Here is a 20,792-nt window from a genome sequence, read left to right on the forward strand (position 1 = left end):
CCCACACGCGCCGCGGCACACTCACGGCCATGTGGTTGAGGGCAGACGTCCAATAACCCTTAACGCACTCCGACCGATGGATCGCCTCCCGGTCGTCAGTCGACGCATCCATGCAATTGGCATCAGACGGTAGAGTCGAGATGCGGCGCGGTAGCGGTAGGCCCGGTTTGTCTGTTGCCGCCCCTTTCGTCTGGCGGTGCCCGAATAACCTCGCCGTAACCCCGTTTCCACATCCCGCTCATCGAACCCAGCGTGCAGATCTCCCGCACTGGGCTCTCGGACAAGACATCACGCCTTCACACACGCCAGGCTACACCCCCACGTGCGCTCAACCGTACGAGACCGAAGTGCCCGTAGAGGTGCGAGGATGGATAGCTCCCGCCCCTGCGACGCCTGAGTTTGTACTTGTTGCGTAGCCACCGGCGCAACCGCGTCGCGGTGTAGCTGTCGATTGCTCGGTATGCTCGGCTGACGCTCCCTACCTGGAAGTAGTTCGCCCAGCCGCGCAGCGTGCGGTTCAACCTGCCCACCAGTTCCGTGGTCTCTTGCCATGCCGTTTTGAGGGCGGTCATTGCATGAATCTTTTCGACCATGCGCCGGATACTCTTCTTCGACGGCTTCATGCCCATACGGGCCTGACCAGTCGTTGCTGAGTACATGCGCCCAAACGTAAAGCCCAGGAAGTCGAATTCACCTTCCGGCACCTTGCAGATTCGTGGCTTCTCCTCGTTGACCGTCAGCTTCAGCTTGCTCATGATCTCGCGTAGTCGCGACAACGCTTCTTCAGCTTTGCCTCGCTTGCACAGGATCACCAGGTCATCTGCGTAGGTCACGATTCGACTGCCAAGACTGCGCTGAAGACCGAGCTTCTTCCACGCCAGCACAAACCGGCGCATGTACACATTCGCCAGTAGGGGTGAGATGGGAGACCCTTGCGGAATGCCGCGTCCGCTATCTCGAGCCTCCGTCGTGCGTTTCTTCCGGCCCTGGTCGTCGATTTCTTCAACGGGGCATTCCAGCCACATCTTGATCAGATGCAGCACACGCCGATCAACGATACGTCGCGCGAGCGACAACATCAACTCGACGTGCGGAATACTGCCGAAGTAGTCCGCCAGGTCAGCGTCAACGACATCCGTTTGCCCTCGATGCAGCCGCTCCTCCACCTCGGTCACCGCTTGCTGGGCATTTCGCCCCGGGCGGTAAGCGTACTGCTCTGGCGGAAGGTCCGCTTCGAAGATCGGTTCGAGCACCAGCATTGCTGCCGTCATGCATACCCGATCACGCAGGGTCGAGATGCCTAGCGGCCTCCGCTTGCCATTGGCCTTCGGGATAAACACTCTTCTGATAGGGTCCGGCTGGTACGTCTCCTGCCTGAGCGCAAGCGCCAGTTCGCCGAGCCACTTCTGCAGCCCGTACGCTTCGACCTCCGCGAAGTCCTGGCGATCGACACCGGGCGCGCCCCTGTTCGAGCGACACTGGGCGTACGCGTGCGCCAGCACATCTTCACGATAGATCTTGTCGTACAGAGCATAAAAGCGATACCCGGCTTCATCGGTACTACGGGCCTCTCCGTCATCCCAAGGCGCCCGGCCTGTCCCTCGCGGGCGTCCGGTTGGTCATCCCTGACCACGCCAAGGGACTTCCCGTGTTGCGTACGCTTTCCTTGTGTACATGCTGTCGCCACTACCCCGGCGCAGCGACTGGGCGTCCAGCCTGCTCATTCACCCAGCCGTATCAGCCTTCCCCGATAGGGTTGTCGGGTCGGCCTGCGCATCGACCTTTTCGAGGTTTGCTCGGCGTTCACTCGCGTTACGGCCTGCACACTCGCGCTGTCACCAATTCGTGACACGCATCACCGAAGGCTTCAGCCACTTCGTTACCTCCATAGCTGCTCCGGTTGCTTCCGGCTGGAGCGGTTGCCGGGCGGGGCTTGCACCCGCTGGAAAACGCCGCCTTTTCACGGCGCACACCCGAAGCGGTCGATCGAAATACCGACACATCGACGGCTTCTTGCACGGGCAAGCGGTCATTCGTGCCAGCGGGCAACGGCGATGTCCCTGAGGCGTCAACAGCCTGCTGAACCTGGCGTCAAACGCGTCTTTCACCGGTTACGTCTTCCTCCGCGCTGTAGACGGTCAGTCCTTCTACTGGGTCCATCGGTGCGTCCCACGGGCGCGCGGCAATGGCCCGCTTTGCTGCTTCATAGCCCGCGCGCTGTCGGGAAGCAATGCCGTCTGGGGTGAAATCGATATCCTTCAACTGGTCGTCCCCGTCCAGGCGGGGCGCGGCGAGCTTGATCAGACGCATGGTCGTCTGGCACCCCCAGGCGGCAAGCGCCTCTACTTCGGGTGAGGCGCGCTCGGCTTCCGGCAAGCGCTTGACCAGTTCGCGGATCACATGGCGCAGACGGTGTATCTGCTGCTGACGCGCGATGTGACTGTCGGTGCGACTGGCGTACTGGATGTCCTTTTGCCGTTCCGAGATCTGCCATATGTTTTCCGGCTCAGGGCCGATCGGGTTCCACACCTGTACCGAGAAGATGACCGAACTCTTGCGGGGCTTGTCATCCAGCACTACCTCGACCGGGGTGTTGGAATAGACGCCGCCGTCCCAATACGGCTCTCCGTCAATCCGCACGGCCGGGAACGCGGGCGGCAGCGCGCCCGAGCTCATGACGTGCGAGGCATTCAGCCGTTGGTCGCGCGAGTCGAAGTAGCGCATCGCGCCCGTGCACGCGTGAACTGCGCCCACGGTCAGTCGCGGATGCCCGGCGTTCAGCAGATCGAAGTCGACCAGCGAACAAAGCGTATCGCGCAACGGCGCAATCAGGTAATACGACGCTCGATCCACGCCGAGCCGGGCGAGCGGCCCGAGCCAGGATGCCGGATTGGGCTGAAAGAATCCCTCGATGCCGCCGCCGATGATCATCCACTTCGCAAAGATCTTGTCCCAGCCAGGCCAGGCAGCAGGCACGTCCAGGCGGGTGCGGTCGGTCACCCGGTTCCAGAATTCCGCCAGCCGCCGATAACGGCGCTCCGGTGGATTCCCGGCGATCAAGGCTGCGTTGATCGCGCCAATGGAGGTGCCGATCACCCAATCCGGCTGTATGCCCGCTTCGTCCATCGCCTGGTAAACACCAAGCTGATACGCGCCCAACGCGCCACCACCCTGAAAGACGAGTACGACTTGCCCGGGCAACTCCATGCGCGCCGGCCGGTTCACTTTCATCGATTGCCTCGCTGATCTTTTCGTTAGCGCGACCTGGGTAAGGCGCCACACGCGTAGTTTCACCGTTGGGGGAAGCGGTTCGCTGCACCGCGTTTCAAATTCCCCGGAGCGGTGGGCTCATGGTGGCGATGCGAAGGCGGCAGCGCACAGACTGGCTGCGTGTCGATCAATGCGGTTCGCCGAGGCAGGCGTCGGCAACATCGACAATCGGCTCGCTGTCGGCGTGCGCTTGAGGAAACCAGTCAACGCACTCGATCTGAGCATAGGTCCACCACGTTCCCGGTGGATCGTGACCGAGCCACGTCACAATGGCTGCGACCTTGGTTCGCAACCCCCATTGCCGCCAGTCAGCACCTTTCGGCGAAAAGTGTCCGTGAGTGTCCTTGTACAGGTTGCGGTCCAGCCCGAACTGCTTCAGCCAGGGCGGATTGATGCGTTCCTCGGGCGTAGCCGGCTCGCCACGCGCGATGCCTGCTTGCGCTATTGCCTCTTCCAGGCGGAAATCGCTCACGGCATGGCCGATCACCGACAGCTCGAACAGCAATGCACCGCCAGCTGCCGTGCCGGCCACAATAGTTCAGAGCGAAAGCGCCCGAAGTACCCGCCTTCTGGTCGTCGGTGTTTTCATCACTCCCGACCTCCCCCTGGCATCGGGATTTGCCGCCATGCCCGGTGCTTCGTTCGCCATTCAAATGGCCGCCCGGTTTGTCGTCGATGGTAGCTGCCCAAACATCGACGCGTTCCACACTCAGTTCCATGGCAGTCCCCCCGCCCTGGATCTCATTAGAAAAATCTACTTCATGAATGGCACGCGGACAAGGCACGCAGCGTAGCGCGACGGCCCCCGCAATCGCTTATCCCAGCAACTTCGATCTAACTGAGCTGTGACGAGGTCAAACAAGGTCAAACCGGCTCGCAAGGTGGGTTGGGTGTTCACCGCACGCGCGAGGCGCTGTCCGTCCAACTGTTCCGGTTCGTCCGAGTCCCGCCTGGCCCGCGCTCTACGTGTGCCAGCGTCAGCGCCAGCCGCGCCCCGACCTCGGCATTGTGTTTCACGAGCGCGATGTTCGTCGCCAGGCTGCGCCCGCCCGTCAGCGCCTGGATGCGGGCCAGGAGGAAGGGTGTCACGGCCTTGCCGGTAATGCCTTGCGCAGAGGCCTCGGTGAGCGCCTGCTGAGTCAGCGCGTTGATCTCTTCGGGCGGCATCGCTGCCGCTTCCGGCACCGGAGTGCTTAACAATACACCGCCCTCGAGGCCCAGGTCCCACTTGGTGCGGATGAAGCGCGCCTGGTCCGCTACGTCGTCCAGCCTGAAGTCCGCGCGAAAGCCGCTGTCGCGCGTGTAGAACGCAGCGAAATTGTCTTGCTCGCAACTGAGCACCGGCACGCCGTGCGTTTCCAGGTATTCCAATGTGAGCCCGATGTCCAGGATGGACTTCGCACCGGCACAAACCACCACCACCGAGGTCTTCGCCAATTCCTGCAGGTCGGCCGAGATATCAAAGGTTTCCTGCGCGCCCCGGTGCACGCCGCCAATGCCTCCAGTGACGAAAACCTCAACGCCGGCCAGCGCGGCGCATATCATCGTGCCAGCCACTGTCGTGGCACCGATCCCGCCGGCGGCCAGCACGGCCGGCAGGTCGCGGCGGCTAACCTTCTGTACTTGGCCCGAACGGCCGAGCAGTTCCAGCTCGTCGTCAGACAGGCCGATGTGGATTCGCCCTCCGATCAGCGCAATCGTCGCGGGTTCAGCCCCCATCAGACGGATCAGGTCCTCCACTTCGCGCGCGGTGCGAATATTCTCCGGGTAGGGCATGCCGTGAGCGATGATGCTCGACTCCAGCGCGACAAGCGGCCGGCCGGCGGCTTTTGCAGCGGCTACAGACGTGCTGAACGTCAACCAGGAGTGTGCGAGGTCTGCAACCATGTGATTGCGTCTTCGGGTATCGTGAACTTGAGGATGCAGCATAGGGGCGCTTCACGGCGCATTGCCGGGCACGGGGCGTCCTCTGCCAGTATCCCCGTCGCGCAAGGACGAGGCTCTTGAGCGAAGAATGGAGCTGCGACGCGCCTTCGCGTGTCGATCGTATTGACAGGCGTTGCCATGTTGCAGGAACGCTTTATCTACTTTCCTGAGAAGGCTGCAGTCGGGGACGTCGTTTCCGATCGACTTGTGGCCTGGCCGACAATGGAGGCGTTCCGGGGCCTCATCGCCGAACCACCCGGAAACGTGCGCGGCACGGCCATTATCTTTCATGGCAATGCTGGGCACGCGGGACACCGTTCTTTCTACGCCGCGCCGCTCAACCGGCTGCGACTGCGCGTGATACTCGCAGAATATCCGGGCTATGGGCCACGCGAGGGCACGCGAGATGAACAAAGTCTGGTCGCAGATGCGCAAGAGACCATCGAGCTTGCCCATTGTCTCTACGGCGCCCCCGTGCTGCTCATCGGTGAATCGCTCGGGGCTGGGGTGGTCGCCGCGGCTGGCTCGCGTGAACGCGACAAGATCGCCGGCTTGCTGCTTATCACGCCATGGGACAGGCTCGAGCACGTCGCCGCTTTCCACTACCCATGGGTTCCCGTGAAGTGGCTGATGCATGACCGATACGACAGCGTGACCCACCTGGCAGCGTTTGACCGCCCGGTTCTCGTCGTGGTTGCCGAATGCGACAGCATCGTCCCCGCACGCTTCGGCGAGGCGCTCCATCACACGCTTAATAATCCGAAGCAACTGAAGACCGTGGAGGCGGCTGAGCATAACGACTGGATTGAATATGTCGACGATAGCTGGTGGCGGGAGGCGATCGGTTTCCTTCTCGCGCCTTCGCAACAATGAAATCCCGCTCTGTCGCACCGCGGTGTGAACGCTTCTACGTCCTCGACGCGAAGAACAGGCCTGTCGAGGTGTTCGAGCGTAGCGAGTGGTCGCGCTGGATGGCCGAGAACGAATTGATCTTTCGCCGCACGTTGCTTGAAGAGTCGGGCGTGACGGTCACAACGCGCTTTCGCGGGGTGGCCGACGCGACGACGGGCGAACCCGCGCTCTTCGTGACGCGCATCGCCGGAATGGAAGCGCAAGAGGACAACGAGAGCTATGGCGCAAGGACGCTCGATGAGGCGCTCGAGCGGCACGAATGCCTCGTGCAGAAAATCCTTCGGATGCTGACCGGGCGGTGACCGGTGCACAACTTTACGGCTGCGACACTGATTTCGTCGGGTACCGTGCGGACCGGTGCAGGCGACCGATTGTGACCTACACTGGAGAGGCGTCCTTCGCATGCCCCGGTGCCGCTTTGACGCAATGCAACGTCGCTGGCCGCCAACGGAAGCAGGCGAATGGCGACGGCTTGGGCAACACACCGTCATCTGCTGCCTGAATTCATCTGGAACTGATGTTCAAGAAGGGGAGCATTATGTTGCAAGCCAGTGAAATCCAAAAGCGCTTTACTCATCTGCAGCAAACCGTTAGCGAGGCATCACGTACCATGCACGCCGACACGACGACTCCGCAGCACTTGATGAACTGGATGGCTGAACTCGAAAAGGAATGCAAGTCGGCAAAGAAGATCATGTCGTCCACGGATGAGGATCGCATTCGCCAGTGCGTCGATGATCTCGAACGGATCGGTGAGCGTGCGGAGCGCGCTTGCCAACAGGCCAGAGGGCTCGCCGCTGGAATCGTGGATACCGTCAGTTCAATGCATTCTGAACTTTCCGACCTGAAGCGACAGCTGCACTGACCTGCTAAGAGCCCCGGTCCAATCCGCCGGGGCTAATTTCGCTTCGGCGCGCCGGAACGCACCGCAACGCTTCTGCTTGACGCGCGGCCGCCTGCTTCCGTGCGACTGCCTCGCCCGATAGCGGGGCAATTCATTGCCCGGAGGTATGCCATGGCTACGTATGTCATCCTGAGCCGTCTCGCTCCTGACACATTCACGGATCCCGGCGAACTGAAGCAGCTCGCCGCCACCGTGGCCGAAAAAATCAGGACCGAATGCCCTGCCGTCACCTGGAAGGACAGCTATCTGACTCTCGGGCGCTTCGACGTTCTGGACGTCGTCGAGTCGAACGATCTGAAGCAGCTCGAACTGGCGGCTTTAATCATCCGCGGCTATGGACACGCCGCCACGGAGACCCTGCAGGCAACGCCGTGGAACGACTTCATCGCGGCCCTATAGCGCAGATCGACGGATCGGGCCCGATGCGAAGAAATGCGCCAGCGCAAGCCCGTTGTTAATGTGAACAGGCCCTAATGTTGCGTTTCACCCCGGGCTGCGGGCCACGCTTCGGGCCGCTGGGCGAAGCGAGTCTGGAGACCAATGCCCCAGGAGCATCGTTCGCCGGGCACGCCAGGCAAGCGGTAGACGTGCGTTTGCAGGCCGGTTGCTGGCGGTTCGCGGAAGTGCCACGCTGAAGATGCAGTCACCTTGCTGGCAAGGCGGAGACAGGCAAATGGTTGAAGCTTCCGGATTGAAGCCGGGCGTGGTCGTCATGCTTGAAGGCGAACTTCATAGCGTTGCCACCGCGGGGTACCATGCTGGCGGGGGCCAGCAGGGTAGCGCAGTGTTTGCCAGGGTCAAGAACCTGAAGACCGGGCACATCAGGGAGTTGCGGCTACACCCGAGCGACAGGCTCGAGGAAATCGCGCTCGATCACAAGGAGATGGAATATCTGTATACGGATGGTGTCGCCTTCTACTTCATGGATCCCGACACCTTCGAGCAGATCAGTTTGCCCTCGGAAATCATTGGCGCATACGAAAAATTTCTTCAGCCCAATATGCGAATCCCGGTCGCGCTTTATGAAGGCGAGCCGGTGAACATCGCGTTTCCGCAGGCGATCGAATTAAGTGTGGTGTCTGCGCCGCCGGGCGTGCACGAGCATGCAACCTCCACCTTCAAGCCGGCCACGCTCGAGAACGGCATGGAAGTTCTCGTTCCCCAGTTCATCAAGGAAGGGGATACGGTGCGAATCGAGGTCGCGTCAGGAAAATACGTTGAGCGGATAAGGCGAGAAACGCGAAAGCCATGACTCGTGCTGATTGGCCGTGCTGGAAAGCCTGTTCGTTCATATTCCTAATTGCTACCATGCCGTGGATTCTAGTGCGGCGCCAAAGGGCGGCGGACCGATTTTGCTGAAGCTCGGTGCTGAGCGCGATGACCGACCGCATCTCTACCGCAACGTATTCTGATGTTGGTCGCACCTGTAGTTCACGCGCACCCGGCTTGCGACGCGACCATTGCAGGGTGTTCCGGAATGCTCGCAAGAGATCCGGATACGTGTTTGGAGGCAATCATGCACGACATTCTCGCGGGTTACGATGGCTCTGTTTCCGCACAGGAGGCAGTCCGCTTCGCAAAAAATCTGGCTGAAAAGGAAGGGGCGCGGCTGCACATTCTCGCGGTTGCTCGTCCGCCCGAGTGGGGTAGGCTGGACTACGAGCGGCCTGGGCTGATTGAGACTGAAAAACACCACGGTCAGGACCTCATCATCGAGCTCGAGGGAATGCTCGGGTTATCCGGAGTAACCGTCCAATGCGAGGTGATTGTCGGGAATCCGGCCAAGGAACTGGTGGTGTATGCCGAGCGACATAATATTGACCACGTCGTTGTGGGGCATCGAGGACGTACTGCCTTTGATCGTTGGCTGCTGGGCTCCGTCGCGAGGCAAGTGATCGCATATGCGCCGTGCTCGGTCACGATCGTGCGCGACCGGCTGGCTGTCGCAAAGCAGCATCGATGATTCAGGAGGGTATGCGGATCACGTCGGAGAAGCACTTGTCGACGAAGCTACGAGTGGCTGGCGGGGTGCTGACGGATCTGGCCTGGCGTATGAAGGACGCACACCCGATCCTCGATGGTGTCTACTGCGATCGCCGCAGTGAACCGTGATCCGACTCTCGACAGCCAGAACCTCTTTGGCGCCCCATTCAATCCCGCACGGCGACGATGGCTTCTATGTTGACGCTGATATTGTCTGGCAGCGGCGCATGTGATGGAAAGCGCGGCCATCTCGACGCCGGACAGAATCTTGCACGCATTCATTTCCAGTCAGGTCTGCAGCGTTACCGGTACGGCGTTACGCGGCGCATCGCTTCGCCTCCCGCAGCGCCGCGACATCGCGCGTACTCATTCTATCGAATACAGGTAAGCAAGTTCGGTGCGAGGCAGGCGCCTCTGCGGACCGAAAACCATGGTGCGTTCTGGACAATGGTGGGTACGTTGGGCGCCCAACTCGTTTCAACACGCCAGGTCGGCCGCGCCACAGCCATCATTTTTGGCGGGGTGTCGGCCGCAAGCGTAATTGGCGTCCCGCTTGTTAACCTGATCTCCAACCACGGAGGGTGGCGTGTCGGCTTCACATGCCTCGCGGTTCTCTCGTTACTGACAGGCCTTGCGCTGGCTGCCCTGTTGCCGCGCACAGTCGGAAGCGAGCCGTTGAATCGCTCCGTTTTTAAGGTGGTCCTGAGTAACAAGCAATTGCGGCGACTCTATGCAATCGCTGCATTGCCCGCATCGGCCATCTACGTTGCAATTTTCAACGGAGCAATCGGCACCGGCGCATTCGTTGGCGCGGGGATACTCGATGACTGGGGTGTCGGACTACTGTGCACGGGCGCTACTGCGCTATCGCTGATCAGTCTCGCAGTCGTCCCGCGTCTGCAGGTCACGAGCGTTGGGGGCGCCAGTGGAGCCGCCAACGGCACACACGAAGCTGAATCCACCCTGGAAAAGCAGGCATGATCTGACGAGCTTGCTTCTGTTTGACGTATCCATCGGCTGAGGCAATCGGGCCGCCTGCTCTTGCTGAGCGGCGGCCCGATTCTTCTCGAACGTCATCGGGCTGGCGTAGTTCGATGTCGAATGCTGCGCACGCTGTTTCAAGCAAGCGCGGCTTTTCTGCCGCTATTCGATCAGCTTGTTAAGCGTGGCGAACTCGATGAGCGCCGCCAGCGACGACACACCGAGCTTGTCGAGCGCGCGCGTCTTGTACGTGCTGACTGTCTTGTCGGAGAGCCCGAGACGCTCGGCAATGCTCTTGTTGCTCACGCCGCGCGCCAGATATTGCAGCACTTGCACCTCGCGCGGCGAAAGCCCGTTGAGCGACGCATCGCGCGCGGTGCCGCAGCAGCCTGCCGGAAAGCAGTCGTAGCCGATCAGCACCGCCTTGACGATGCTGCACAGTTCTTCCACGCCCCGGCTCTTGCTGACGTAGCCGCTCGCACCGGCAATGCGCGTGTGATTCGCCATCACCAGTTCCGGCTTGGCCGACAGCACGAGAATGCGCGTGTCCGGCTGCGAGGCGCGAATGGTGCGAATCAGGGAAAGGCCGTCGAGCTTCGGCAACTCGAGATCGAGAATCGTCAGATCCGGCTTCAGCGTCTGCACGATTCGCAGCCCTTCTTCGCCGTCGCCACATTCGCCGACAAGTTCGTATTCCGCGTTCAGCACGTTGACGAGCGTCTTGAGCACGATAGGTTGGTCGTCGATCACGACGATGCGCTTCATTTTCTGGTCCATGTTTCTCAGGATCTGAACTCGAAAGCCTTTCGGCACGAACCCCAAAGCCTGAAGGACGCAGCGATACTTTTGTATCGGATAAGTCTGAAACGAATACGGAACCATTGATCCGGGTTAACCCTTGATACCGCCCTAAACAGCACCCGGCGCAGGGACTTTGAATTTAACTAATTCGTGAATTAGACTACACGCATGCTCAAACGTCCCGCTGCCCCTGCCAGGCCGCACGCGTCACAGCCAGAGAGCGCGCAGCCCCGGCCGCGCGGGCGACGCCGCGCCAATGCCGATCTCGACGTGCGCGAACGGCTGCTCGCCTGCGCCACCCAACTCTTCGCCGAGCGCGGCATCGCCGCCACGACGATGGCGCAAATCGCCAGCGCGGCGGGCGTCACCTCGGCGATGGTCCACTACTACTTCACCAACCGCGAAAAGCTGCTCGATGCCGTCGTCGACGAGCGCATCGCGCGTTCGATCGCCTTCGTCTGGTCGAGCGTCGAGAGCGGCGACGAACGCGATGCGCACGCGCTCGTGGAAGACCTCGTCGCGCGCATGTTCGACGTGACCGCGCGCATGCCATGGCTGCCGCCGCTGTGGCTGCGCGAGATCGTCAACGAAGGCGGCCTGCTGCGCGAGCGCATGCTCAAGGTTCTGCCGATCGATCAGTTGCAGCGCTTCGCATCGCGCATCGGCGCGGCGCAGCGCGACGGCGCGATCAATCCCGCGCTCGAAGCACCGTTGCTGTTCATGTCGATTCTTGCGCTCGTCATGCTGCCGCTCGCCACCGCCAAAACCTGGCAGAGCACGCGCGGCCTGCCGAAAATCGAGCGCGACGTCTTGCACCGGCACGTCAGCGCGCTGCTCTCGGCAGCGCTGCAAGTTCCGCCCGACAACACCGTGACGCCGCAGGCGCATCATGCTCCGGGGAGCGCAACATGAAGCGCGCATGGCCCGCATTCGCCCTGTGCGCCGCAGGCGCTCTCGCAGGCTGCTCGCAGCAACAGGCACCCGCCTGGCAGGGCTATGTCGAAGGCGAATACGTGTATCTGTCGTCGTCGCAATCGGGTGCATTGACAGAACTCGACGTGCAGCGCGGCCAGAACGTTGCAGCCGCAACACCCGTCTTCGCACTCGAATCCGGCAACGAAACCGCCGCACGCGACGAGGCGCGCCATCAGCTCGCCGCCGCCGAATCGCAGCTTGCCGATCTGCAGACCGGCAAGCGTCCGCCCGAGGTACGCGTCACCGAGGCCCAGCTCGCGCAGGCCGTTGCGAACGCAAGCAAGGCTGCGTTGCAGCTCACGCGCGACGAAGCGCAATTCACCGCAGGCGGCATCCCCAAAGGGCAACTCGATGATTCGCGCGCGAACGCCGCCGCAACCGCCGCTCAGGTCCGCGAACTGCAAAACCAGGTGACGGTCTCCAGGCTCCCCGGCCGCACGGCGCAGCTCGTCGCGCAGGCGGCGCAGGTCGAAGCGTCCCGTGCGGCGCTCGCGCAGGCCCAGTGGAAGCTCGACCAGAAGCATGTGGCCGCGCCGAGCGCGGGGCTTGTGCATGACACGCTCTTTCGCGTCGGCGAATGGGTGCAGGCGGGCAACCCCGTCGTGCAACTCCTGCCGCCGCAGAACGTGAAGGTCCGCTTCTTCGTGCCTGAATCCGTGGTCGGCACGCTCGCGACGGGCCGGCATGTCGCCATTCACTGCGACGGCTGCAGCGCCGAGATCCCCGCGACGATCACGTGGATCTCGAACGCCGCCGAATACACGCCGCCCCTCATTTACAGCAACGAGAGCCGCGCGAAGCTCGTCTTCATGATCGAGGCGCATCCGTCGCGCGACGACGCCGTCAAGCTGCATCCGGGCCAACCCGTCGCGGTGCGGCTGCAATGAGCACGACCGATCTTCGCGACGACGGCCGCGCCATCGAACCCGGCTATGCGATCGACGTCCAGAAGCTGAACAAGCGTTTCGGCGACAAGCACGTCGTCAACGACGTCTCGCTGCGTGTCGCGCACGGCGAAATTTTCGGCTTTCTCGGCCCGAACGGCAGCGGCAAGACCACGTCGATCCGGATGATGTGCGGTCTGCTCACGCCCGACTCCGGTTCGGGCACCTGCCTCGGCTACGACATCCGGCGCGACAGCGAGCAGATCAAGCGGAATGTCGGGTACATGACGCAGCGCTTCTCATACTGGGAAGACCTGACGATCCGCGAGAATCTCGACTTCGTCGCGCGCATCTACGAGATGCCCAACCGCCGCGAAGCCGTTGACCGCGCACTCGAATCGCTCGGGCTCGCGAGCCGCGCAAGCCAGCTCACCGGCGCGCTCTCGGGCGGCTGGAAACAGCGTCTCGCGCTCGCGGCGTGCATGCTGCACGAGCCGAAACTGCTGCTGCTCGACGAACCCACCGCGGGCGTCGATCCCAACGCACGCCGCGATTTCTGGGAGGAACTCCACCGGCTCGCCGCGCGCGGCATTTCGGTGCTCGTGAGCACGCACTACATGGACGAAGCCGAGCGCTGTCACAAGCTCGCGTACATCGCCTACGGCAAGCTGCTCGCGCAGGGCAGCGCCGCCGACATCATCGCTTCGCAGGATCTCCAGACGTGGGCGATTCACGGCGAGCAGCTCACCGCGCTCTCGACGCAGTTGCGCGCGATGCCCGGCGTCGATCAGACCGTGGTGTTCGGCTCGGTGCTGCACGCGAGCGGACGCGATCATGCGGCGCTCGCCGCCGCCATCGAACGCGTTTCGGCGGGCAGATCGCTGCGCACCGAGCGCATCGGCACCGGCCTCGAAGACGTCTTCATCTATCTGATGAGCCACGTCGCGGACAACTATGGAGCAGCGTCGTGAAGCGGCCCGGCGGATTCTCGATGGGGTTCTCGCTGGCGCGATGGTGGAGCATCGTGCTCAAGGAATTCCTGCAACTGAAGCGCGACCGCATCACCTTCGCGATGATCATCGGCCTGCCGATCATTCAGCTCACGCTGTTCGGCTACGCGATCAATACCGATCCGAAGCACATGCCCACCGCAGTCGTGATCGGCGACGACAGCGTGTTCTCGCGCAGCTTCATCGCGGGAATGAAGAATTCGGCCTATTTCGACGTGATCGAAACGCTGCCCGACGAAGCCGCGGCGCGTCACGCACTCGCGCGCGGCAAGGTGCAGTTCGTGCTGAGCATTCCCGTCGATTTTTCGCGGCGGCTGCTGCGCGGCGAAAAACCGTCGCTGCTCGTCGAAGCCGACGCAACGGATCCCACCGCGATCACCACCGCCATCGCGGCGCTGCCGGGGCTCGTCGCGCCCGTGGCCGCGAAGGATCTCACGGGACCGCTCGCGCATTTGAACGGCGCGCCCGCCGCATTCGACGTGCAGATCCACCGTCTCTACAACCCCGAAGGCATCACGCAGTACAACGTCGTGCCGGGCCTCATGGGCGTGATTCTCACGATCACGATGGTGATGATGACCGGCCTCGCGATCACGCGCGAACGCGAGCGCGGCACGATGGAAAACCTGCTCTCGACGCCGGTGCGCCCATTCGAAGTCATGACCGGCAAGATCGTGCCGTATGTGGCGATCGGCCTCGTGCAGGCCACGATCATCGTGCTCGCCTCGCGCTTCGTGTTTCATGTGCCGTTCGCGGGCAGTCTTCTCGCGCTCTATGTCTCGGCGCTGCTTTTTATCGCCGCGAATCTCACGGTCGGCATCACGCTCTCGTCGCTCGCGCAAAACCAGTTGCAGGCGATGCAGCTCACCGTGTTCTATTTCCTGCCGAACGTGCTGCTGTCCGGCTTCATGTTCCCGTTCGCGGGCATGCCGCGCTGGGCGCAGTACATCGGCAACCTGCTGCCGCTCACGTACTTCAACCGGCTCGTGCGCGGCATCCTGCTCAAGGGCAACGGCTGGAGCGACCTGTGGCCCTCGGTATGGCCGCTCGTCGTGTTCATGGCGATCGTCATGACGATCGCCGTGCGCTTCTACCGACGCACGCTCGACTAGGAGGCACGCGACGATGAAACGCTTCGCGCTCTCCACCGCCACACTCGCGCTGATGCTCGCGGGCTGCGCCGTCGGCCCCGACTTCCACGCGCCCGCGCCACCCGCAACGGCCTCCTTCACGCGAGACACAACGACAGCAACGCCCGCCGCGACCGCGGCACCCGGCGGCGCGGGCGGCGGCGCGCAGCACTTCGTCGCCGCCTCGACTGCGCCGCGCGCGTGGTGGACGCAGTTCGGCAGCCCGGCGCTCGATCAGCTCGTCGATGCCGCGCTCGCGGCCAGTCCGACGCTCGATTCCGCGCGCGCCAAACTCGTTCAGGCGCGCGAAAACTACAACGCGCAGGCGGGCGCCACGCAGTTCCCGTCCATCGACGCCAGGCTTTCCGGCACGCGCCAGAAAGTCGATCTCGCATCGTTCGGCATCAACTCCGTGCCGAATCCGCAGCCGTTCACGCTCTATGACGCGTCGGTCAGCGTGTCGTATGTGTTCGACATCTTCGGCGCCAATCGCCGCGCACTCGAAGCGACGCTCGCCCAGGTCGATTACGCTGCCTACGAACTCGAAGCGGCGCGTCTTTCCGTGGCGGGCAATGTGGTGTCGGCGGCGGTTCGGCGCGCCTCGCTGCGTCGTCAGATCGAACTCACGCAACAATTGATCGACGCCCAGTCGCATCAGTTGTCGATCATGGAGAAGCGGCTCGCCGCAGGCGGTATCGCCGATATCGACGTGCGCAGCCAGCGCACGTTGCTCGCGCAAACGCGCGCCTCGCTGCCGCCGCTTGCGACGCAGCTTGCGCAGACCGATCATCAGCTGGCGATCCTGCTGGGCGTCGAGCCGTCGAGCATGCAGTACGCGGCGCAACTCGATGCGCTCTCGCTCGATACGTTGAAGCTGCCCGACACCGTTGCGCTCACGCTGCCTTCGACGCTCGCACGCGAGCGGCCCGATATTCGCGCCGCCGAAGCGTTGCTGCATCAGGCGAGCGCAAACGTCGGCGTCGCGACGGCGAATCTGTATCCGCAGATCTCGCTCTCCGCAGGCGCAGGCACGGAGCGCACGCGCGTCGCGGATCTCCTCGATGGGCTGAACGTCTGGAATATCGGACTCGGGATAACGCAACCGCTTTTTCGCGGCGGCGAACTGCACGCGAAAAAGCGCGGCTCGGAGGCCGCGTTGAACGCTGCGCTCGCGGACTATCGGCAGACCGTGCTGCAGGCGCTGCAACAGGTCGCCGATTCGTTGCGTGCGCTACAAGACGATGCGCTCGAACTGCAGTCGCGCAACGACGCCGCGCGCGAAGCGCAGGCGAACGCGACGACGGCCTACGCGCGCTATTCGGCGGGTGGAGTCAGCGAGTTCAATCTGATCGATGCGCAGCGCGCGGCGCTTCAGACCTCGCTCGATCGCACGCGTGCGCAAGCCGACCGGCTCGCCGATACGGCCGCGCTCTATCAGGCCCTGGGCGGCGCCGCGCTGCCGGATAAAACGGCGCAGTGACCTTGCGCGCAGACCACGCAAACGAAAACGGCACCCGCAGGTGCCGTTTGTCCATCAAGCCTTCACCGCCCGCGCGGCGCTTCTGCCGCGCAACCATTCGAGCGAAAGCAGCAGACACGTCGAGAACACGATCAGAATCGTTGCGAGCGCAGCGATGGTCGGGCTGATGTTCTCGCGAATGCCCGTGAACATCTGGCGCGGCAGCGTCGTCTGGTCGGCGCCCGCCAGGAACAGCGTGACGACCACTTCGTCGAACGACGTCGCGAACGCGAACAGCGCACCCGACATCACGCCCGGCGCGATCACGGGCAGCGTGATGCGGAAGAACGTCGTCAACGGGTTCGCGCCGAGCGAGAGACTCGCGCGCACGAGGTTGTAGTTGAAGCCCTGCAGCGTCGCCGACACGGTGGTCACCACGAACGGCACCCCGAGCGCCGCGTGCGCGAGGATCAGGCCCGTGTACGTGTTGGCAAGACCGAGCGGCGCAAAGAACAGATACATGCCGACGCCGACCACCACGACCGGCACGATCATCGGCGAAATAAGGATCGCCATGAGCAGCGCCTTGCCGCGGAAATCGGCCTTGGTGATGCCGATGGCGGCGAGCGTGCCGAGCACCGTCGCGATAATCGTGGCCGACGGCCCGACGATAAAGCTGTTCTTCGCGGCCATGCGCCACTCGTCGGACATCACGAGGTTCTGATACCAGCGCAGCGACCAGCCCGGAATCGGATAGACCAGGAAGGTGCTCGACGAAAACGACAGCGGCACGATGGCGAGCACCGGCAGCACGAGATACAGCAGTGTGAGCACGCACAGGCCGCGCATCACGAAGTACCACAGACGCTCCATGCCGGAGGTGTGCGGCGCAAAAAGGGGTTTGGCGAATTTCATCGCTTGCGTCTCCGTGATGGCGTCAGCCGAGGCTCAGTTGCGAGCGCGTGAAGCGCCCATAGACGAAGTACAGCACCGTCGTCGCCGCGAGCAGCAGTGCGCCGAGCGCGCACGCCATACCCCAGTTGATCGAGACGTTTGTGAAGTACGCCACGTAATAGCTCACCATCTGGTCGCCGGGGCCGCCGAGCAGCGCAGGCGTGATGTAGTAGCCGATCGAGAGGATGAACACGAGCAGCGCACCCGCGCCGATGCCCGGGTAAGTCTGCGGCACATACACGCGCCAGAACGCTGCGAACGGATGGCTGCCGAGCGAGACAGCCGCGCGCTGATAGGTCGGCGGAATCGACTTCATCACGCTGTAAAGCGGCAGCACCATGAACGGCAGCAGGATGTGCGTCATCGAGATATAGACGCCCACGCGGTTGAACAGCAGCGGGAGCGGATGCGAAATCAGTCCCATGCTCATCAGTGACTTGTTGACGAGGCCCTCGCCCTGGAGGATCACGATCCACGCGGCCACGCGCACGAGGATGGACGTCCAGAACGGAATCAGCACCATGATCATCACGAGGTTCGCGCGGCGATCCGAGAGCGTCGAAATCCAGTAGGCGAGCGGATAGCCGAGCAACAGCGCGAAGATCGTCACGAACACGCTGATGGTGAAGGTGCGGCCGAATACATCGAGGTAGATCTGGTGGTCGGCATCGGCGGGCTGGATGCTGCCGAACGCATCCTGACGATGGTCGAGCGCCGCGAGCAGATAGAACGGCGAATAGCGCCCGCTGTTCTTCGCGATGGCCTGCCAGTAGCTCACGTCGCCCCAGCGGTCGTCGAACTCGACGAGCTTCGCGCGCGTTTGCGCGGGCGTCAGCGTGAGCGGATGGCCGTCGTCGTCGGCGAGCGGCATGGCGCGCGCGGTCTTCGCCACGAGCGAGCGAAAGCCCGGAATTTCGACGTTGAGGCGACGCGCCAGCGCGCCCATCGCCTCGCCGTCCTGGATGGCGCCGAGATCCTGCGTGAGCGCGACGTAGGCCGCGTCGGGCGGCGTGCTCTTGCGGTCCCACCCGCGCAGCGCCGTGATCGTCTGCGGCAGCGCCGTGGCCACTTCGGGGTTCTGCACGGCGCGCGTAAGCAGTGCCGCGATGGGCACGACGAATATCAGCAGCAGAAAAATCGCGAGCGGTGCGATCAGCATCAGCGCCATCGTGCGCTTCTTCGCCTGCGCCACGCGCAATTCGCGCTTGAGCCGGGCGGCCGGTTCGCCTGCGGTGTCGGCGGCGTTGGTCACGGTCGTCATCGTTGTCACAGCTTGTCTCCTCAGCCTCACCACCTGCTCGATACAGCAAGCCGCGCGCACATTCTGCAAATCAGGCGCGCGCGGCCACTCCTGCTTTCACACGCTTACTTCGCGGCCCACGATGCGAAGCGCTGCTCCAGCTCGTCGCCGTGGTCCGTCCAGAACGCGAGGTTCTGCTGAACCGCATTCTTGGCGTTGGCAGGCGAGTTCGGCAGATCCGCGAGCGTCTTCGCGTCGAGGCCCTTGATCGCGTTCTGGTTCACCGGGCCGTACGCGATGTGCTGCGCGTATTGCGCTTGCGGCTGCGGCGAGATCGTGTACGCGATGTACTGCTCGGCCAGCGCCTTGTTCGGCGAGCCCTTCGGAATCGCCCAGTAGTCCAGATCGTAGATGCTGCCGTTCCAGACCACCTTCAGGTTCTTGCCTTCGCGGCGCGCGGCGTCGATGCGGCCGTTGTAGACCGTCGACATCACGACGTCACCCGCGACGAGGAACTGCGGCGGCTGCGCGCCCGCTTCCCACCACTGGATGTACGGCTTCAGTGCGTCGAGCTTCTTGAACGCGCGGTCCTGGCCGGCCTTCGTCGCGAGCACCTTGTAGACGTCCTTCGGCGCGACGCCGTCGGCCATCAGCGCGAATTCGAGGTTGTACTCGGCGCCCTTGCGCATGCCGCGCTTGCCCGGGAATTTCTTCACGTCCCAGAAATCGGCCCAGCTCGTCGGCGCGGTCTTGAGCGTATCGGCGTTATAGGCCATCGCCGTCGACCACACGAAAATGCCCGCGCCGCAGGGTTGCTGCGCCGCCTTCATGATGTCGGCCTTGTTGCCGAGCTTCGACCAGTCGAGCTTCTCGTAGAGACCTTCGTCGCAGCCGCGCGCGATATCGCCGGTTTCGACTTCGACCACGTCCCAATTGACGTGCTTCGCCTCGACCATCGCCTTCACTTTGGCCTGCTCGCCGTTGTATTCGACGACCGTGACCTTGTTGCCGGTCTTGGTCTGGAACGACTCATTGAACGCTGCTTTCTGCGCATCGCCGTTCGCGCCGCCGAAGTTCACGACGGTCAGTTCCGAGGCGTGTGCGACGCCGAATGACAGTGCGAGCGCAGCCGCGATCGCTGCAACGCGCGTGTTGCCGATCTTCCTCATGGTTTTGTCCCTTCTCCTTGGTGGTTGTCATGCCGGACGTTCCGCCCGGTCTCCTCGACGACAGCGAACCGGCCCGCCAGGGCCGCCCGCTCAGGCGAACACGCGCAGATGTTCCGGCGCGAATTCAAGCGCGACCGGCTGCCCGGGCGCGAACCCTGCAAGCGCTTCGGTGCCGAGCGGCACTTTCACGAAGCACTCGTCCTGTTGCGGCAGACCGCAGCGCATGCGCACGTGGTCGCCAAAATAGATCAGCCCGCGTGCCTCGCCCGCGATCGCATTCAAGCCCGCGCGCGCCGCGCCGTTCACGGCGAGCTTCATGCGCTCGGGCCGGATGCACGCGACGGCTCCGCTGCCCGCCTTCGCGCCCGCCACGTTGCGGCCCGTGAGGCGCGTGCCGTCGGCGAGATGGAGTTCGCAGAACTCGCCGTCAACGGCGGCGATGGTGCCGCGCAGGCGGTTGCTGTCGCCGATGAAGTTCGCGACGAATGCATTGCACGGCGATTCGTAGAGACTGTCGACGGTGTCGAGCTGCTGGACGATGCCCTTGTCGAATACCGCGACGCGGTCGGACATCGTGAGCGCCTCGCCCTGGTCGTGCGTGACGTAGACGAACGTGACGCCGAGCTTCTCGTGCAGCGACTTCAGTTCGTACTGCATATGCTCGCGCAGTTGCTTGTCGAGTGCGCCGAGCGGCTCGTCCATGAGCACGAGTTTCGGCTGGAAAACAAGTGCGCGCGCAAGCGCGATGCGCTGCTGCTGGCCGCCCGAAAGCTGCGCCGGATAGCGCTTCGCGAAGCTTTCCATGCGGACCATCTTGAGCGCGTCGTTCACGCGCTGGGCGCGCTCGTTCGTGGGGACCTTGCGCACGCCGAGCGGATACGCGACGTTCTGCTCGACCGTCATGTGCGGGAAGAGCGCGTAGTTCTGGAACACCATGCCGATGTCGCGCTTGTGCGGCGGCACGTTGTTGAGCAGCTTGCCGTCGAGCCGGATCTCGCCGCCGGTGGGGAACTCAAAACCCGCGAGCATCATCAGGCAAGTGGTCTTGCCCGAACCGGACGGCCCAAGCAGCGTCAGAAACTCGCCCTGATAGATGTCGAGGTCGAGTTGCTTGACCACCAGCGTTTCGCCGTCGTAGGTCTTGCGGACGCCACGAAAGCTGACGATCACGTCAGAATTCTTCATCGCACTGTC

21 protein-coding genes are annotated in these 20,792 nt (G+C 63.2%); 12 read left to right on the forward strand and 9 right to left on the reverse strand.

The window, feature by feature from the left end; all coding sequences use genetic code 11:
• Nucleotides 1-296: 296 nt before the first annotated feature.
• From ltrA to ACFPTO_RS20470, 4 genes are all read right to left on the reverse strand, one after another.
• The gene (ltrA, locus tag ACFPTO_RS20455) at nucleotides 297-1,502 is read right to left on the reverse strand and encodes a group II intron reverse transcriptase/maturase (protein ID WP_377714210.1); all 1,206 of its coding nucleotides are present in this window, start codon (nucleotides 1,500-1,502) and stop codon (nucleotides 297-299) included.
• Nucleotides 1,503-2,091: 589 nt separating this feature from the next.
• On the reverse strand, nucleotides 2,092-3,231 hold the full coding sequence (locus ACFPTO_RS20460) for a patatin-like phospholipase family protein (protein ID WP_377714212.1): 1,140 nt from the start codon (nucleotides 3,229-3,231) through the stop codon (nucleotides 2,092-2,094).
• A gap of 166 nt (nucleotides 3,232-3,397) precedes the next feature.
• Complete coding sequence (locus ACFPTO_RS20465) at nucleotides 3,398-3,775, reverse strand: hypothetical protein (protein WP_377714214.1); 378 nt, start codon at nucleotides 3,773-3,775, stop codon at nucleotides 3,398-3,400.
• 389 nt (nucleotides 3,776-4,164) lie between these two features.
• Nucleotides 4,165-5,157 (reverse strand): pseudouridine-5'-phosphate glycosidase, encoded by a 993-nt coding sequence (locus tag ACFPTO_RS20470; protein ID WP_377714216.1) that lies wholly within the window; start codon nucleotides 5,155-5,157, stop codon nucleotides 4,165-4,167.
• A gap of 177 nt (nucleotides 5,158-5,334) precedes the next feature.
• Here ACFPTO_RS20470 and ACFPTO_RS20475 point away from each other — a divergent pair, with 177 nt between their 5' ends.
• From ACFPTO_RS20475 to ACFPTO_RS20505, 7 genes are all read left to right on the forward strand, one after another.
• Nucleotides 5,335-6,069 carry an alpha/beta hydrolase gene (locus tag ACFPTO_RS20475; protein WP_377714218.1) on the forward strand — a complete coding sequence of 245 codons (735 nt, stop codon included), beginning with the start codon at nucleotides 5,335-5,337 and terminating at the stop codon, nucleotides 6,067-6,069.
• Nucleotides 6,066-6,410, forward strand: coding sequence for a hypothetical protein (locus ACFPTO_RS20480; RefSeq protein ID WP_377714220.1), 345 nt, complete (start codon nucleotides 6,066-6,068; stop codon nucleotides 6,408-6,410). Before ACFPTO_RS20475 ends, ACFPTO_RS20480 begins: the two co-directional genes overlap by 4 nt.
• A gap of 236 nt (nucleotides 6,411-6,646) precedes the next feature.
• On the forward strand, nucleotides 6,647-6,973 hold the full coding sequence (locus tag ACFPTO_RS20485; RefSeq protein ID WP_377714381.1) for a hypothetical protein: 327 nt from the start codon (nucleotides 6,647-6,649) through the stop codon (nucleotides 6,971-6,973).
• A gap of 150 nt (nucleotides 6,974-7,123) precedes the next feature.
• Nucleotides 7,124-7,411 carry a GYD domain-containing protein gene (locus ACFPTO_RS20490; RefSeq protein WP_377714222.1) on the forward strand — a complete coding sequence of 96 codons (288 nt, stop codon included), beginning with the start codon at nucleotides 7,124-7,126 and terminating at the stop codon, nucleotides 7,409-7,411.
• A 274-nt stretch (nucleotides 7,412-7,685) separates the two neighbouring features.
• On the forward strand, nucleotides 7,686-8,264 hold the full coding sequence (locus tag ACFPTO_RS20495; protein ID WP_377714224.1) for an elongation factor P: 579 nt from the start codon (nucleotides 7,686-7,688) through the stop codon (nucleotides 8,262-8,264).
• 264 nt (nucleotides 8,265-8,528) lie between these two features.
• The gene (locus ACFPTO_RS20500) at nucleotides 8,529-8,975 is read left to right on the forward strand and encodes a universal stress protein (RefSeq protein ID WP_377714226.1); all 447 of its coding nucleotides are present in this window, start codon (nucleotides 8,529-8,531) and stop codon (nucleotides 8,973-8,975) included.
• A 215-nt stretch (nucleotides 8,976-9,190) separates the two neighbouring features.
• Nucleotides 9,191-9,976 (forward strand): MFS transporter, encoded by a 786-nt coding sequence (locus tag ACFPTO_RS20505; protein WP_377714228.1) that lies wholly within the window; start codon nucleotides 9,191-9,193, stop codon nucleotides 9,974-9,976.
• Between the two features lie 162 nt (nucleotides 9,977-10,138).
• Here ACFPTO_RS20505 and ACFPTO_RS20510 read toward each other — a convergent pair whose 3' ends face one another.
• Nucleotides 10,139-10,753 (reverse strand): response regulator, encoded by a 615-nt coding sequence (locus ACFPTO_RS20510; protein WP_377714230.1) that lies wholly within the window; start codon nucleotides 10,751-10,753, stop codon nucleotides 10,139-10,141.
• Nucleotides 10,754-10,945: 192 nt separating this feature from the next.
• On the opposite strand from ACFPTO_RS20510, the gene ACFPTO_RS20515 reads away from it, so the two are divergent.
• From ACFPTO_RS20515 to ACFPTO_RS20535, 5 genes are read left to right on the forward strand one after another with little or no spacing between them, the layout of a single operon-like run.
• Nucleotides 10,946-11,689 carry a TetR/AcrR family transcriptional regulator gene (locus tag ACFPTO_RS20515; protein ID WP_377714232.1) on the forward strand — a complete coding sequence of 248 codons (744 nt, stop codon included), beginning with the start codon at nucleotides 10,946-10,948 and terminating at the stop codon, nucleotides 11,687-11,689.
• Nucleotides 11,686-12,639 carry an HlyD family secretion protein gene (locus ACFPTO_RS20520; RefSeq protein ID WP_377714234.1) on the forward strand — a complete coding sequence of 318 codons (954 nt, stop codon included), beginning with the start codon at nucleotides 11,686-11,688 and terminating at the stop codon, nucleotides 12,637-12,639. The genes ACFPTO_RS20515 and ACFPTO_RS20520 overlap by 4 nt, the downstream gene beginning before the upstream one ends.
• On the forward strand, nucleotides 12,636-13,607 hold the full coding sequence (locus ACFPTO_RS20525) for an ABC transporter ATP-binding protein (protein WP_377714236.1): 972 nt from the start codon (nucleotides 12,636-12,638) through the stop codon (nucleotides 13,605-13,607). The genes ACFPTO_RS20520 and ACFPTO_RS20525 overlap by 4 nt, the downstream gene beginning before the upstream one ends.
• A gap of 20 nt (nucleotides 13,608-13,627) precedes the next feature.
• Nucleotides 13,628-14,758, forward strand: a complete 1,131-nt coding sequence (locus ACFPTO_RS20530; protein WP_377714383.1) for an ABC transporter permease — start codon at nucleotides 13,628-13,630, stop codon at nucleotides 14,756-14,758.
• A 13-nt stretch (nucleotides 14,759-14,771) separates the two neighbouring features.
• Entirely contained in the window at nucleotides 14,772-16,256 is a 1,485-nt protein-coding gene (locus tag ACFPTO_RS20535) for an efflux transporter outer membrane subunit (protein WP_377714238.1), read from the forward strand.
• A gap of 54 nt (nucleotides 16,257-16,310) precedes the next feature.
• On the opposite strand, the gene ACFPTO_RS20540 is transcribed toward ACFPTO_RS20535, so the two are convergent.
• From ACFPTO_RS20540 to ACFPTO_RS20555, 4 genes are all read right to left on the reverse strand, one after another.
• Nucleotides 16,311-17,150 (reverse strand): ABC transporter permease, encoded by an 840-nt coding sequence (locus ACFPTO_RS20540; protein WP_296656991.1) that lies wholly within the window; start codon nucleotides 17,148-17,150, stop codon nucleotides 16,311-16,313.
• A gap of 22 nt (nucleotides 17,151-17,172) precedes the next feature.
• Complete coding sequence (locus ACFPTO_RS20545; RefSeq protein WP_377714385.1) at nucleotides 17,173-18,450, reverse strand: ABC transporter permease; 1,278 nt, start codon at nucleotides 18,448-18,450, stop codon at nucleotides 17,173-17,175.
• Between the two features lie 104 nt (nucleotides 18,451-18,554).
• Nucleotides 18,555-19,598, reverse strand: coding sequence for an ABC transporter substrate-binding protein (locus ACFPTO_RS20550; protein WP_377714240.1), 1,044 nt, complete (start codon nucleotides 19,596-19,598; stop codon nucleotides 18,555-18,557).
• A gap of 90 nt (nucleotides 19,599-19,688) precedes the next feature.
• Nucleotides 19,689-20,783, reverse strand: coding sequence for an ABC transporter ATP-binding protein (locus ACFPTO_RS20555; RefSeq protein WP_377714242.1), 1,095 nt, complete (start codon nucleotides 20,781-20,783; stop codon nucleotides 19,689-19,691).
• Between the last annotated feature and the right edge of the window lie 9 nt (nucleotides 20,784-20,792).

Origin of the sequence: Paraburkholderia denitrificans, assembly GCF_042655705.1 — a bacterium.
Lineage (GTDB): Bacteria > Pseudomonadota > Gammaproteobacteria > Burkholderiales > Burkholderiaceae > Paraburkholderia > Paraburkholderia denitrificans.